The organism is Rathayibacter tanaceti (assembly GCF_009834165.1).
Classification (GTDB): domain Bacteria; phylum Actinomycetota; class Actinomycetes; order Actinomycetales; family Microbacteriaceae; genus Rathayibacter; species Rathayibacter tanaceti.
The window spans coordinates 1,245,533-1,260,373 of the sequence record NZ_CP047186.1 but is presented as its reverse complement, the minus strand read 5'-3'; the positions used below and the strand labels follow the sequence as shown (position 1 = coordinate 1,260,373).

Genomic DNA, 14,841 nt, shown 5'->3' with positions numbered 1-14,841 from the left:
CGAGAGGAACCCGCTACGGCGGACCGGCTCGGAGGGAGCGAGAGGGAGATCACATGCGGGTCGCGATGTTCGGGTACCAGAGCTGGGGCCACCGCACGCTGCAGGCACTCCTGGGATCCGGGCACAGCGTCGTCGGCGTCGTCACCCACCCCACCAGCGAGCAGGCCTACGAGAAAATCTGGGACGACTCGGTCGAGCAGCTGGCCCACGAGCACGGCATCCCCGTCCACATCGCCCGCCGCCCCGACGACGCCCTGGTCGCCCGGCTGACTGGCTGGCATCCCGACATCATCGTCGCCAACAACTGGCGCACCTGGCTTCCGCCGGAAGTGTTCGACCTGCCCCCGCACGGCACCCTCAACCTGCACGACTCGCTCCTGCCCGAGTTCACCGGCTTCTCGCCGGTGCCCTGGGCCCTGATCAGCGGAGCGGATCAGGTCGGCATCACGGCCCACCGCATGGACGGCGGTCTCGACACGGGAGACATCGCCGCACAGCGCGCCGTTCCGATCGGTCCGCGATCCACCGGCACCGAGCTGGTACGCGCGACGATCGACCTCATCCCCGACGTCCTGCTCGACGCCCTCGCGCAGATCGAGGCGGGCACGGTCGTCTGGCGCCCTCAGGACCTCGAGCGGCGGACGTTCTTCCACCGGCGGACCGAGTTCGACAGTCTCATCGACTGGTCATGGCCCGCCGAAGACCTCGACCGGCTCGTCCGCGCCATGTCCGACCCCTACCCGAGCGCGCACACCTACTGCCGCGGCGAACGCGTCGAGGTGATCGAGGCACACGTCTCGACGTTCCGCTACGGCGGCACCCCGGGCCGCATCTTCATCAGGGAGGGCGACGGCATGGCCGTCGTCGCCGGCGGAGACGCGCACCGCGGCGGCCGGCGCGCGCTGGTCATCGACCGGGTGCGCACGCCCGACGGCGTCGAGCACCCGGCGTCCGAGTACTTCCCAACCGGTGGCGGCTACCTGAGCAGGGAGCCGTGACCGCGCCGACGATCCGCGCGGGGAAAGACGTCATACGCCGAACGATCGCTCGCAACAGGAGGGCGCTCCTGATCGGCACGGTGCTGCTGTGCGTCCACCAGCTGGCGGAGACCTCGGTGGCCGTCGTGATCGGTGTGCTCATCGACACGGGAGTCGCCCCGGGGCACGTCCCGGGCATCGTCGCCGCGGTCGCTGCCCTGGCGGGGGTCTTCCTCGTCCTCACCGCCTCGTACCGCCTCGGCATGCGGCGCCTCAACGTGGCGCTGCAGAACGAGGCCCACCTGCTCCGCCTCGACGTCGCCGAGAAGGCGCTGTCGCCGCACGGCATGCGCACGGAGCTGACGCCGGGCGAGCTGGTCACGGTGTCGGGCAGCGACGCCGATCAGGCGGCGTGGTTCCTCGATCTGCTCCCGCGCATGGTCGCCGCCGCCGCCGCGGTCGTCGCGACCGCGATCGCGCTGCTCGTCGTCGACGTCACGCTGGGCGTCGCCGCCCTCGTCGCAATGCCGGTCTTCTTCGCCCTGGCGCACGCGGCGGCGCCGCGCATCACCCGGAGGGCGGTGCTGCAGCAGTCCTCCGTGGCCGCAGCGACCGCGCTCGCCGGCGACCTGATCTCGGGTGCGCGGTCGATCACGGGTATCGGCGCCGAGGACGCCGCTGCGCGCCGGTATCGCCTCGCGAGCCGGGAGGCGCTGTCAACGGCGATGTCGACGAACCGATCGATCGCGGTGCAGCGGGGCGTCACGGCGGCCCTGAGCGGTGTGGCCGCGGCCACGATCGCCTCGGCCGCCGGCTGGTACGCACTGACCGGGCGCATCACGACGGGCGAGCTGGTCACCGTCGTGGGACTCGCGCAGTTCCTCATCGAGCCCCTCACCACCCTGTCCGGGCTGCCGGCCACCGCCGCGAAGGCGCGGGGATCGGCCGAGCGGGTGGCCACTGCCCTCGCCGCCGAACCCCTCCTCCCGTCGACGGCGCAGGCGGCGACCAGCGGTGAACCCGGGCTGCGGCTGCGCGACGTGCACCACGGCCCGCTCGTCGGGCTCGACTTCGAGGCGCGACCGGCCGAGATCACCGCGGTGTTCGCGCACGACCCCGCCGACGGCGACGCCCTGGCATCCCTTCTCGGCGGGCGCGTCTCCCCCGAGGCCTACCGCGGCCGCGTCGAGGTGTGCGGCGCCGATCTGCGTAACGACCCGATCGACGCGCTCCGCGGGCACCTCATCGCCGAGCCCCACGAGGCCCATTTGTTCAGCGGCAGCATCCGCAGCAACCTGACCGTCGCGACCGACACCGTCGATCCCGCCCGCCTGACGCACGCGCTCCGCGCCTCCGGCGCCGATCAGGTCGTCGGCCTGTTCGACGCCGGGCTCGACCACCTCCTCGTCGATCGCGGTCACAACCTCTCGGGAGGCCAGCGCCAACGTCTCGCCCTCGCGCGCGCCCTCTACGCCGACGCTCCCGTGCTGGTCCTGCACGAGCCGACGACCGCGGTCGACTCGGTGACCGAGCAGCGCATCGCCGCTGGGCTCCGCGCACTCCGCGGCTCGGCGGACGGCGCGCAGTCGACGACGGTCGTCATCACCGGCTCGCCGGTGCTGCTCGCCGTAGCCGACCGCGTCGCCGTCCTCCGGCACGGCCGCCTCGCCGCTGAAGGAACGCACCGGCGCCTGCTCGAAGACGACCCGTTCTATGCCGAGGCGGTGGCGAGATGACACCGCCGGACCACGTCGCGCTGCCGGTGGCACGCTACCGCGACTCGCTGCACTGGCTTGGCCGAACGACGCGGCGACACCCGGTCCTCCTGACCGCCGCCGTCGGAACGGGTGCGCTCGCTGCCGCGGTCACCCTGGTCCCGGTCTACGCCATGGGCTGGCTCGTCGACGCCACGGTCTCCGGTCGACCGGCATCGGACATCGCCGTGCTGGCCGTCCTGCTCGTGGCCGCCGCCGTCGCCGCCGGGGCCCTTTCGGGCGTCAGCACCTACGTCGTCGTCCGACTCGGGGAGACTGTCGTCGCGATCCTGCGCGAAGACGTCGTCCACGGTGTGCTGGAACTTCCGTCGCGGGTGGCCGAGCGCAGCGGACGCGGCGATGTGCTGTCGCGGGTCGGCGACGACATCACCCGCATCACCCGCGCGAGCGGAGAGGTGGTCCCCGCCGTTCTCTCCGCGGGCCTGCTCGTGGCCGTGTCGCTGGGCTCGCTGTTCGGCGTCGACCCCGTTCTCGGCGTCGCCGGGCTGTTGACACTCCCCCTCTATGCGGCGGCTCTGCTCTGGTACCTGCCGCGCAGCGCCCACGTCTACGCACGGGAGCGCGTCGCCGCCGGTGAACGCACCGAGGCGCTCGTGTCGAGCCTGTACGGCCGCGACACGGTGCACGCGTACGGAATGGAGGCGGCGCGGGTCGGCGAGATCCGCACCGCCTCGGATCGCATGAGAGAACTGTCGGTCTCGGTGTTCCGCCTGCTGCTGGGATTCGTCGGACGCGCGAATCTGGCGGAGTTCTGCGGCATGGCCGTGCTGTTCGTCACCGGGTTCGTGCGCTACACGAACGGCGATGTCACGATCGGCGCGGTGACAACGGCGATCCTGCTCTTCCATCGCCTGTTCACTCCGCTCGGAACGGTGCTGTTCCTCTTCGACGAACTGCAGTCCGCCGGCGCGGCCATGAACCGGCTCGTCGGCGTCGTCGAGATGCCGCGGGTGCGGACCCGCGCGAGGACGTCCCCCGCGGGGCGCGCGCTGACGGTCGACGACGTGTCCTTCGCCTACGGCCCGGGCGGCGACGTACTCCGCGGCGTCTCGTTCACCGTGCCGGACGGTCGACGACTCGCCCTCGTGGGCGCCTCCGGCGCCGGTAAGACCACGGCCGCCTTGATCGCGGCGGGACTGCTGGAGCCAGACTCGGGAACCGTCCGGCTGGGCGGGACGCCGCTGTCGGACATCGGTACCGAGGCCCGGCGTTCCCGGGTCGCCGTCATCAGCCAAGACGTCCACGTCGTGGCGGGACCCCTGATCGACGATCTTCGACTCGCCGACCAGGATGCCGATGAACCGACGATCTGGCGGGCGCTCGAGACGGTCGGCGCAGACGGGTGGGTGCGCGCACTCCCCGCGGGGGTCCACACCGAGGTCGGCGCCCACGGTCACCGCCTGAACGCCGCGCAGAAGCAGCAGATCGCCCTGGCTCGGCTCGTGCTGAAAGACGCCGACGTCGCCATCCTCGACGAGGCGACCGCGGAGGCGGGGAGCTCTGGCGCGGTCGCCCTTGAGCGGTCCGCCCTCGCGGCGACCGCGGGACGGACGACGCTCATCGTCGCCCACCGGCTCACCCAGGCCGCGACCGCCGACGCCGTCGCGGTCTTGGAGGCGGGGCGCATCATCGAGTTCGGCTCCCACGAGGATCTGCTCGTCCGAGGCGGACCCTATGCGCGCCAATGGCAGGCCTGGAGCGCCGCGGCGCCCGGCGACGAACCGCTGCGCTGAGCAGTCCCCGCGACGCCCGGCCGATGCGCCGGAGACAGACCCTCCATCCGACACACCCAGAGCAAAGGCAGTAACGATATGAAGACCAGACGGAAGACCACGACACGAGCCCTCGCGGCTCTCGCGCTGGGGGCGCTCCTGCTCGTGCAGACGGCGTGCGCATCCGGCGCCGACAGCGGTCAGGCCGACTCCACCTCGACGTCCGGCGGGTTCCAGTACACCGACGCGCGCGGCGAGACAGTCGCCCTCGATGCGGTTCCGGACACGATCGTCATGAGCGAGCAGGCGGCCGCAGCGCTGATCCCGTACGGCATCCGCCCGGTCGGAATCTGGGGCTCGAGCACGCCCGACACGAGCGGAGTGCTGAAGGGCCTCGATCTCTCGGGCATCGAGACGCTCGGTGTGTCGTACGGCGACGTCGATGTCGACAAGCTGGCCTCACTCGAGCCCGACCTCGTGATCACGGGATGGTACGCGGGCGACTACCTCGGCGGGCTCGGCGCTCAGGACGCGGAGGTGTCGAAGCAGATCGAGCAGGTCGCGCCGATGGTCACCGTGTCGGCCCAGAAGAGCGCGTCGGCCTCGCTCGACGACTGGCGTGCCCTCGCGTCGACGCTCGGCGCCGACGTCGACTCGGGCACGATCGCGACCGAGAAGACCGCCTACGACGAGGCAGTCGAGCAGCTGAAGGCGGCTCTCGCGGCGCGTCCGGGGACCACCGCCTATGCCGTGGCTCCCTCGACCCAGTTCTATGTCGCGATCCCCGACGAGTTCGCCGAGCTGATCGACTACGCGGGCTGGGGCCTCGACGTCCGCCAGTCGTCGGTCGCGCGTGACGCCACCTCGGGGTCGTTCAGCCCCGTGAGCTGGGAGAACGCCGGCGACTACGCCTCCGACCTGCTGCTCTACGACACCCGGTCCTGGACGACACCGCTGGCCCAGGTGGAGCGTGACCACCCGACGGTCGCTACGCTCGAGGCGGTCGGCCAGGGGCATGTCGTCGACTGGACCACCGACGCGACGTTCAACTACGCCAGCTACGCCCAGCAGATCGCACTGCTGACCACCGCCGTCACGGCTCTGCCCGCGAGCGGCACGTAAGAGGCGGCCTTCCCTGTGACGGAATCGAGGAGCGCGATGACCCTGACCGATCTGGTGCCCGCGGCGCCGGGTCAGCCGGATCGCGTTCCCGATCCGCCGCGAAGGGCGCAGCGGGCGGCCGCACGCACCATCGACGTGCTGCTGCCCGCGGTGCCGGCGGCCATGGCCCTCGCCCTGATCCTCGCGATCCCGGATGAGCGCGGGCCGTGGCAGAGCGACCGGATCGTGGTCGCCGTGGCCGGCCTCCTGCTCGTCGCCGCGCTGATCGGCGTGAACGTCTCGCGTGGCCGGCGCGGCCAGAGCATCGGCATGGCGGCGCTCGGGCTCGTTCGCGCGCCCGGCCTCGGTGTGCGGTCGGTGGCGGCGCTCCGCCGCGCGCGAGTCGACGTCGATGCGCTCGTCGTCCGCCCGCGCCGGACGACGGGCATCGTCGCCGTGCTGGTCGCGGTCGTCGTCGGCGTCGCGATGATCGCCATCGCGATCGGGTCGCGCACCGTGACGCTCCCCGAGGTCGCGCACGCCTTCCTGGGATCCTCCACCACCTACAACGACATCGTCGTCCGCGAGCGAGCCCCCCGAGCGATCGTCGCGATCGCCGCGGGCCTGGCGCTCGGCGCAGCGGGCGCGATCGTGCAGGCGCAGACCCGCAACCCGCTCGCCGACCCCGACCTGATGGGCGTCACGCGCGGCGCGACGCTGGCGACGGTGCTCGCGATCGCGCTGGGAGGCCTCACCAGCCCCGCCGAGTACACAGTGTTCGCGCTGCTGGGCGCGCTCATCGTGACGACGCTCGTCATCGTGCTGGCCGAGACGAGGGGCGACTCGCTCATCGCGTTGCCGCTGATCGGAGCCGCGGTCTCGTCGGTGCTCGGCAGCGCCACGGCGATGCTGCTCCTGCTCGACCAGACGGTGCAACAGTCGTTCCGGCGCTGGATGATCGGCGGGCTGTCCGACGGCCCCCTCTCGACCTACGCCGTGCCGCTCGCGGCGATCGGTGTCGGCCTCGTGATCGCGATGGTCTGCGCACCCTCGCTCAATACCCTGAGCCTGGGCACCGAGATGGCCATGTCGCTCGGCACCGATGTGCGCCGTTCCCGCATCGGAGGGCTGCTCGCCGTGGGGCTGCTGGCGGGGGCCGCGACGGCCGCCTGCGGTCCGCTCGCGTTCCTCGGGCTCATCGCGCCGCACACAGCGCGCCTCCTGGTCGGCACCGACCACCGCGTGCTCCTCCCGGCTTCGGCCCTGATCGGCGCCGTCGCGCTGCTCGTCGCCGATGTCGTCGGGCGCAGCGTCGCCCGCCCCGCCGAGGTCCCCGCCGGCATCGTCTTCCTCCTCGTCGGCGCTCCGCTGTTCATCGCGCTGGCCCGTCGGACGGCGGGCACGCGATGAGCGCGGGCATGGGCGTCGTGCGGCTGGGGCCGCTGTCGGTGCGGATCCGGATCCGGCCGCTGGTGGCGTTCGCTGTGCTGCTCGTGGTCGCCCTGGTGCTGTTCTGCCTCTCGATCAGCGCGGGGAGCACGTGGGTGGCGCCCGCCACCGTCGTCGACGCCCTCAGCGGCGGGAGCGGGCAGGCCGTCCGCTACCAGGTGCTCGGGCTACGCCTCCCCCGCGCGGCGATCGGCACGCTCGCGGGCGCCGCGCTGGCCCTCGCCGGCGCTTTCCTGCAGTCGATCGCCCGCAATCCGCTCGCAAGCCCCGACGTGCTCGGCATCACGACCGGTGCCAGCGTCGGCGCCGCGGGTGTCTTCATCCTGGGCTGGCGCGTGTTCGACGCGCCCCTCACCGTCTCACTCCCGCTGGCGGCGTTGATCGGCGGGTCAATCGCGGCGGCCGCGGTGTTCTGGGCCTCTCGGGGAGCCGCCGGCGGGATGCGGCTCGTTCTCGTCGGCGTCGGCGTCAACGCCGCCCTGCTCGGGCTGCTGCACGGACTCCTCGTCGTGGGCGGTACCTACGACGTCCTGCAGGTGCAGGTGTGGCTCACGGGCGACCTGTCGTCGGACGCCCCGCGCATCGCTCCCCTGGCCGTCGTCCTCGTCGTGGCCGCGATCATCGCCGTGGCGACCTCGCGATCGACGGCAGCCATGCACCTCGGCGACGACATCGCCCACGGCGTGGGTGTCGCCGTCGGCCGCACCCGCGGGGTGCTGCTGGCCGGCTCGGTGCTCGCGGCCTCCGCCGCGGTCGGCGCGGCCGGACCCCTCGGTTTCATCGCCCTGTCGGCACCGCAGATCGCGCGCTTCCTGACGCGCGAGTCCCGCGTCCCGCTGGGGTGCACTGCCGTGTGCGGGGCGATCCTCGTGCTCGCGGCCGATCTGGTGGCGCGCACCCTGTTCTCGGGCCGCGTCTCGGTGGGACTTCTCACCGCGATCGTCGGCGGCCCGATCCTGATCTCCCTGATGCTGCGACGACTGAGGAGCAGGGCATGACCGAACGGGATACGCACACCTTGACGGCATCCGGCCTGCGGGTCGGCTACGGCGGCCGCGAGATCCTGAGCGGCGTCGATCTGACGTTCCGCGCGGGCACGGTCACCGCGATCATCGGGCCGAACGGCAGCGGCAAGTCGACGCTGTTGCGCACACTCTGCCGGCTGCTCTCCCCCGACGAGGGCTCGGTCGCCGTGGACGGCCGCCCGCTCTCGACGATGCGCACGCGCGATCTCGCGAGGACGATGGCTTTCCTCCCGCAGGCGCCGACCGCGCCCGAGGGCATGACGGTGCGCGAGCTCGTCGCCCGCGGCCGCCACCCGCACCAGACGCTGTTCCGTCAGTGGAGCACCCAGGACGCCGCCGAGGTCGACGCCGCGCTCGAGCTCACCGGCCTCGCCGACCTGGCCGATCGCGACGTCCAGACGCTCTCGGGCGGACAGCGGCAGCGCGCCTGGATCGCCCTGAGCCTGGCCCAGGACACCGGCCTCCTGCTCCTCGACGAGCCGACCACGTATCTCGACATCGCGCACTCGATCGAGGTGCTCGATCTCGTCGACCACCTCTGCGTCGACCTCGGCCGCACGGTCGTCATGGTCATCCACGACCTGAACCTCGCCATCCGCTACGCGGACGAGCTCGTCGTCGTGCACGACGGCCGCATCGCCGCGCAGGGACCGCCCCACCGGGTGATCACCGAGTCCCTGCTCGACACCGTCTTCGGCCTGACGGCTCGCGTGGTCCCCGACCCGGTCTCGGGGCATCCTCTCGTCGTCCCCGTCGGACGACGGCGCGCCGGCACACGCCACGAAACCCCCCGAGAAGAACAAAAAGAGACAGGAGACACCCATGTCGCGTAACCCGTTCGACGACGAGACCGGCCGCTTCCTCGTGCTGGTCAACGCCGAGGAGCAGCACTCGCTCTGGCCGGTCTTCGCGCCCGTACCGGATGGCTGGAGCGTCGCCTTCGGGGGTCCCGACGGTGTGGACCGCGCCCACTGCCTGGCCTTCGTCGAGACGAACTGGACCGATCTGCGGCCCCGCAGCCTCCGCGAGCAGACGCCTACGACGACGCCCTGAGCCGACTCCGTGCGGACGATGATCGAGGCGATCCTGCCCGTCGGCGTGCACGCGGCCGAGGAGTTCGGTGAGGCACACGGAGGCACGCTCCTCCCCGAAGAAGAGGCGGTCGTCGCGAATGCCGCACCGAAGCGCCGCGACGAGTTCGCCGCCGTCAGGCGGTGTGCGCGGCGCGCCCTGATCGAACTGGACCGCCCGCCGGCGGCGCTGCTGCCCGGTCCTGGCGGCGCTCCGGTGTGGCCCGACGGCGTCGTGGGCAGCATGACCCACTGCAGGGGCTACCGCGGGGCGGTGGTCGCCGACCGTTCGCGCCTCGCGACCATCGGTATCGATGCGGAGCCGGATGAGCCGCTGCCCGCCGACGTGCTGCCCGTGATCGCCCGACCCGACGAGATCGGCCCCTTCCGGGCAGCCGAATCGGTCTGGCCCGTCAACGGGGACCGGCTGCTGTTCAGCGCCAAGGAGTCGGTCTACAAGGCGTGGTATCCCCTGACGCAACGCTGGCTCGACTTCGACGACGTCTCCGTGACGCCCGATCCACACCGCCGCCGGTTCTCCGCGCGCGTCCTCGCAGAGGCTCCTGATGACTGTCAGCACTTCTCCGGAACCTGGACCGCAGCGAACGGTCTGATCCTCACCGCCTGCGTGCTGTCCCGTCTCTGAGATCGCTCCGCGTCGACGGCGCCCACGTGCGATCCGGCGGCTGAGCACCTGTGCTGCCGGTCGCCAGCTCACCTCTCGGCGAGGGCTGCTCTCGTTGCGGCGGTGCCGAGAACTCAGCGGCTCTGCGGCGACGCTCGGTGCGGCGGGGCGGCGGAGGCAGCTGCCGCGGGTCCACCTCGCGCTGACCTCGGGCCGCGCCGTTCGACGGAGAACCTAACGGTCGCGAGACCGGGTTCTGGCCGTCTTCCTCCGCCGAGGCTGCCGGTGCACCTGACGGGCAGGGCACCGCGAAGGCGGCGCAGCCGCGGGCCGAAGTCTCCCGCCGCGGGCTGCGGTCGGCAGTAGAGGCTTTCGTCCAGACCATGACCCTCCGCGCTCCCGAAGTCCTCCCTTACTTCGACGGCCCGGTGACCTCGGACGGGCCCGCCTACGCGATCAACGTCGACGGACCAGCCCATTCGACTACGAAAAGTGCATCAGCTTTGACGCCTAAGAGGTCGTTGAGACGCTGCCGGTCCGGCCGGGCATAGATCACGCGATGCTTAGCAATCGCCCCGGCGAAGAACGCACGCCAGGCGAGCTGTGTCGTGCCTGGACGGGCGACCAAACGTCTGAGAACCTCGCCGTCGAACCGCTTTTGAGGCGTTACGACAACGATGGAACCGCGATGTTGCTCCAGAAGCCATTCGACGGCGCGCGCGTTCTGAGACTCGCGTGAACCTCGGTCGCCCAGTTGGGAAACCGCAACCGGGAACGGGTACTCGGTCGATGACATGCCACAACTCCTCGCTCAGTTCAGTGCTCGGGACCTACCGAGAATCTTCCCGGGTCACTTCTGGAGGTACTTCCTAATGCGCTTCTGCCACTCGGTCAGGCGTGTCAATTCTCGTTCGAGGTCTGCGAGTTCGGGTGCGACGTAGTTGGTCTCAGCAGCTTTGTCGTGACGCCGTCCCCATAGCGATGTCGAGCCGTAGCCGTCCTGAACGTCCTGGTTATCGACGTCTGTGATGTCTGCGAGCAGCCGGAACTTCATCATTCGCACCTGTGAACTGCCACGGTCGAACAGTTGGTTCATGATCTCGGTGGTGACGCTGCGCTCCCAGGTCTCAGACAGGTACCCGGCCCATCTGGCAACTCGCTCCTCCCATTCGTCCTGAACGAGGCTGGAGCGCTCCTTCTTGAGTTTCGCGAGTTCGCTCGTGAGGTGGTTGACGCGCGAACCGAAGTCCTTTGCTTTCCACGGGAAGCTCTCGATGCAGATGCCAGGCTCCATGCCGCGGCGTTCAATTGCACGTTCCGCGAGAGCAACGCCTTCACGTTCTGCCGCGGCAGCAAGGTCGCCTGTGAAGGCGACATCGTGCGTGAAGACCACCACCTGCCGGTCCTGGGCAAGTTGGGCTAACCGCTCGGCGACTTTGTCGCGTCGAACATGGTCTAGCGATGTGACCGGGTCGTCGAACACGAGCGCTGACTTCGACTGATCAAAGATTGCTTCTGTGAAGAACCCAGCAAGACCAAGGGCAGTCTGCTCACCCTCGCTCAGTACGCTCCGCGCAGCCACGCTCTTAGCGGCACCGAGCAGGCCTGGCTTCTGGTTGAGCTGACCTTTGCGGCCCCCGAGATCCTGCAATGTCACTTTCTGAAGCCGCAGACGTTCGGTCTCGCGAGTGAAACGGTCAAGGATGCGATCAGTGGCGTACTCACGAGTGAGAGCAGAGGCCTTCTGCGTGATGTTGTTCGTATCTGCGCCGCTTCGCGCGGCCTTCAGAGCCTTCAACTGGCGTAGACGCTGGACCTCAACTGTGACCTTGTCCACCGACTCTGACAGGCGAACGCGCCCCTGCAACTCTGCCTTCTCGTTGCTCAGGTCCGTCACCGCGGCTTGAAACTGGGCCACATCCGTTGCCGCGGCTCGATCTCCGAGCCGCGTAGCGAGAGCGATGAGCATGCCGGGGATCTCGACTTTCGATAGTGCTGCTAAGGAGGCGTCCTCGCTGGTCAGGTGCTCCACGACAGCATTGCGCTGTTCCTCAAGTTTGTTGACCAGTGCAGCCGATGCGGCCCCGAGCTGCGCATCGTGCGCGTCCAAGGCTGTGAGCGCGGCGGTCCGCGCTGGGGTCGCGAACTCCAGTGCTCGCAGTTCGCCGAGGGTCGCGGCGAAGTTCTGCTCGGCGGTGACCGCATCACGTTCAGTGGTGTCGGTCATGTACTGGTCGAACCGGTGGAGGCGGGTCTTGGCATCGTCGTCGAGCGGCTGCTGGCAGAGGACGCAGACGGCATCCTTGCCCGTGACCGGGAACTGATGATCGTGATACGCCTCGGCGACGGAGTAGTTTCGTGCTGCGCTCCACAGCAAGCGCCAAGTCTCAGAACCCACGCCCGTCAGCGGCTCGTCATCGAAGGAGGACGCTGCCGCAACCGATGCTGCCGCTCGTGCTGTGTCCGCTGCGGACCGGAGCTCCGCCCGCCCTGATGTCGTCTCCGCTCCCAGAATATCGAGCAGACGAGCCAGATCATTACCCAACGTCGTCACCTGGTTCGCGAGCGTCGTGAGTCGCGATTTTTCCTTCTGTGGGTCGGTCGCCGCTAGCCTCGCCTCCTCTTGGAGTACTTCGGCCAACCGCTCGTTAGTCCCCTCATCCAGGGCGGTAGCGGCCTCGACCTGCGTCTGAGTGGTCGTTGCGGAAAGAGTCGCTAAAAAAGCTCCCGCTGTCGTTGCGGGAGGCAGATCTAGGGCGAGGGCCTTGGTTTCGTTTGCCTTAATCCGCAGGGCGAACTCGCGTCGAACCTCATCGCAAACTCGGATTAGACCGTCGAGGAGGGTCAGAGCCGACGGGCGGTATGAGATTGTCGATTCTTTAGTCAGGTACTCGTCTCCGCAGTGCTCGTCGTAGAAGCTCATCTTCAGCAGTTCCGGTGGTGGAACTGAAGGAAATGCGAGCGTCTGGTTGTTGCCTCCGACACGGTAGTGCAGAACGCAGGAGGGCTCCTCTAACGAGTCCTTGAACACGTTGGGAAGGATGTCGGAGCTGTGTCGGGCATTGACCATTGCTTTGATGAGGCGTGCGTACCCCGATTTGCCGCTGCCGTTATTGCCATAGATAACTGTGATGCCTGCTGTGGCGACGTTGAGACGCTGTCCGTCCACGAGGGCGTTCACTCCGCGAAGATCAGCGACCGCCACGAGGCCAACTTGCTCGACTACGGCTGACTTCATCTGAATACGCTTGGACTCTTGGCTCGGCGCACTGTTAGAGCCAGCCAAGATCTCGTCAACGAGGACCTCGACCTGCTCCGGACCGTACGGCTCGCCATTGGCGAGAGCGACTAGCACGTCCTGTTGCCATCCAGGACGCTCCAGTCCCCATGTGATGATGTCGCTCTCGATCGTCATGGCTGATGATATCACCGCCCGAGGGTGAGACGCGCGAGTTGCGCAGCCCGGCCGAATTCGAGCAAGAGTTCATCCACGGTGGGGACTGCTGAGGGCTTCGTTGACTCGTTCTCTCTGCCGCGAGTGCGGCGGTTTTCGTTGTCTCGAACTCGATCGGGGGAGGCGACCGAGACCGCGTTGGCGGCGTCTTCGGTAGTAGGCGCTCTCGGTCCAGGTGATGATCGCCAGGCGCAGGTCTTGCCGTGTCGCCCACGGTTGGCGGTCGAGGATTTTCCTCTGCGGTAGAGCGACGAACGACTCCATCGCGGCGTTGTCCGCGCGGGCCCTGACGCGGCCCGTTGACCCGGTCAGCTCGTGTCGACGCGGGGCCTTGACGAATGTGTTCGAGCGGAACTGCGATCCGCGGTCGGAATGAACGATCGTACCGGCCATGCGGCGCAGTATCGCATTGTTCTCCGCGGTGACCGCGAGGGACGCTTCATCCGTGAGTCGATCGAGTAGCCCGCAATCCGGTTCGAGTGCATGTCCTTGATCGCGCACAAATACAGCGTGCTCTCGCTGGTGGGGTGCGGGGACCAGAATGGGACCAGAAAATACGACTCTCCGAAAACAACAAAACCCTGATGAAAATCGCTCCTCATCAGGGCTTTTCTGTCGGGCTGACAGGATTTGAACCTGCGACCCCTTGACCCCCAGTCAAGTGCGCTACCAAGCTGCGCCACAGCCCGTGGCAGTCCAGGCCGAGGCCCGGGCAACTCGACTACCTTAGCGGATCCTGGCGGCGGAAGTGAAAACGAGCGAGCCCCGTAGAATCGCCCGCGGTACGCATCGACACGGGTCGGGGCGCCGGGAGCGGCTCAGGAGGCAGCAGCAGTGGACGCGCGGCAGAAGCGATCGCAGGTGGCCCTGCACCGAGCCATCATCGAACTCGCGACCACGCGCGACGTCTCCACCCTCACCGTCTCCGAGATCACCGGTCTGGCGGGCGTGAACCGCTCGACCTTCTACGCTCACGCGTCCTCCGCCGCCGAGTTGCTGTGCGCGGCACTGCGGGACGAGCTCGACACGATCCGCGACGAGTACCTCACCCTGCTGCGCAGCGGAGCGGCGACCGACTCCAGCATCCGCGAGGGCACCGCCCGTGTGCTCGGGCATCTCGAGCGGCACCGCGAGCTCTATCTGCGGGCCTTCGACGCGGTGAGCGGCGACTCCGGGCTGCGCGCCATGCTCGCCGTTCACTTCCGCACGGCCGTGGCCGCGACCCTAGCAACGGGAGTGCTCGATGTTCCCGCCACCGACGCGCCGGCGGGCTTCCTTGAGGACGGCACCGCCTCGTTCCTCGCGGCGGGCTCCGTCGGCCTCATGGAGCAGTGGCTGCGACTCCCGGAGCCCCGCGAACCCGACAGCTACCTCGCCGCCTACCGCCGGCTCCTGCCGCTCTGGTGGCCCTTCGCCAACGCCGACTGACCAGCGCCCACTCCGGTCGACGCGGTGACGCGTCGCGACAGGCCGACCGGGAGGCGTCCGCAGAATTCCGTTGCGTGGACGCGCAGAAACCCGTCCGAGCCGTCACGAGCAGCGTCCGGTCGCGCTCGACCTTCGACGCACGAAGCCTCGCCGCTCCTGGCGAAGCGCGTTCGCGTCAATGTCGCCGCTGCGGCCGCCGGCTCGCCACTCCTCGGCCGCGTCGTT

Annotated in this window: 12 protein-coding genes, 1 tRNA gene and 1 pseudogene; 10 read left to right on the top strand and 4 right to left on the bottom strand. The window is 69.4% G+C overall.

The annotated features are described in order from the left end of the window. Nucleotides 1-53: 53 nt before the first annotated feature. From GSU10_RS05960 to GSU10_RS05920, 9 genes are all read left to right on the top strand, one after another. Nucleotides 54-998 carry a methionyl-tRNA formyltransferase gene (locus GSU10_RS05960; RefSeq protein ID WP_068211033.1) on the top strand — a complete coding sequence of 315 codons (945 nt, stop codon included), beginning with the start codon at nt 54-56 and terminating at the stop codon, nt 996-998. Beyond that, a complete protein-coding gene (locus GSU10_RS05955) occupies nt 995-2,713 on the top strand; it encodes an ABC transporter ATP-binding protein (RefSeq protein ID WP_199220869.1) in 1,719 nt (572 codons plus the stop codon). Before GSU10_RS05960 ends, GSU10_RS05955 begins: the two co-directional genes overlap by 4 nt. Next, on the top strand, nt 2,710-4,485 hold the full coding sequence (locus tag GSU10_RS05950) for an ABC transporter ATP-binding protein (protein ID WP_132505227.1): 1,776 nt from the start codon (nt 2,710-2,712) through the stop codon (nt 4,483-4,485). Before GSU10_RS05955 ends, GSU10_RS05950 begins: the two co-directional genes overlap by 4 nt. 78 nt (nt 4,486-4,563) lie before the next feature. Beyond that, entirely contained in the window at nt 4,564-5,586 is a 1,023-nt protein-coding gene (locus GSU10_RS05945) for an ABC transporter substrate-binding protein (RefSeq protein ID WP_068211027.1), read from the top strand. A 36-nt stretch (nt 5,587-5,622) separates the two neighbouring features. Continuing rightward, complete coding sequence (locus tag GSU10_RS05940) at nt 5,623-6,975, top strand: FecCD family ABC transporter permease (protein WP_132505230.1); 1,353 nt, start codon at nt 5,623-5,625, stop codon at nt 6,973-6,975. Further along, nucleotides 6,972-8,012, top strand: a complete 1,041-nt coding sequence (locus GSU10_RS05935) for a FecCD family ABC transporter permease (RefSeq protein WP_068211024.1) — start codon at nt 6,972-6,974, stop codon at nt 8,010-8,012. Before GSU10_RS05940 ends, GSU10_RS05935 begins: the two co-directional genes overlap by 4 nt. Continuing rightward, complete coding sequence (locus tag GSU10_RS05930; protein ID WP_068211022.1) at nt 8,009-8,872, top strand: ABC transporter ATP-binding protein; 864 nt, start codon at nt 8,009-8,011, stop codon at nt 8,870-8,872. Before GSU10_RS05935 ends, GSU10_RS05930 begins: the two co-directional genes overlap by 4 nt. Continuing rightward, the gene (locus GSU10_RS05925; protein ID WP_068211019.1) at nt 8,862-9,092 is read left to right on the top strand and encodes an MbtH family protein; all 231 of its coding nucleotides are present in this window, start codon (nt 8,862-8,864) and stop codon (nt 9,090-9,092) included. The genes GSU10_RS05930 and GSU10_RS05925 overlap by 11 nt, the downstream gene beginning before the upstream one ends. Before the next feature lie 18 nt (nt 9,093-9,110). Continuing rightward, nucleotides 9,111-9,755 (top strand): 4'-phosphopantetheinyl transferase family protein, encoded by a 645-nt coding sequence (locus GSU10_RS05920; protein WP_068211016.1) that lies wholly within the window; start codon nt 9,111-9,113, stop codon nt 9,753-9,755. A gap of 427 nt (nt 9,756-10,182) precedes the next feature. Here the strand turns inward: GSU10_RS05920 and GSU10_RS05915 are convergent, their stop codons facing one another. From GSU10_RS05915 to GSU10_RS05905, 4 genes and pseudogenes are all read right to left on the bottom strand, one after another. Then, complete coding sequence (locus GSU10_RS05915) at nt 10,183-10,530, bottom strand: hypothetical protein (protein WP_132505233.1); 348 nt, start codon at nt 10,528-10,530, stop codon at nt 10,183-10,185. 54 nt (nt 10,531-10,584) lie between these two features. Beyond that, the gene (locus tag GSU10_RS05910) at nt 10,585-13,149 is read right to left on the bottom strand and encodes an AAA family ATPase (protein WP_068211014.1); all 2,565 of its coding nucleotides are present in this window, start codon (nt 13,147-13,149) and stop codon (nt 10,585-10,587) included. 115 nt (nt 13,150-13,264) lie between these two features. After that, nucleotides 13,265-13,718, bottom strand: a pseudogene (locus GSU10_RS15500) (transposase); the annotation flags it as partial. Between the two features lie 85 nt (nt 13,719-13,803). Further along, nucleotides 13,804-13,877, bottom strand: a tRNA-Pro gene (locus tag GSU10_RS05905). 172 nt (nt 13,878-14,049) lie between these two features. Here GSU10_RS05905 and GSU10_RS05900 point away from each other — a divergent pair. Further along, nucleotides 14,050-14,616: a TetR/AcrR family transcriptional regulator gene (locus GSU10_RS05900; protein WP_132505236.1), complete on the top strand. Its 567-nt coding sequence runs from the start codon at nt 14,050-14,052 to the stop codon at nt 14,614-14,616. Nucleotides 14,617-14,841 lie beyond the last annotated feature (225 nt).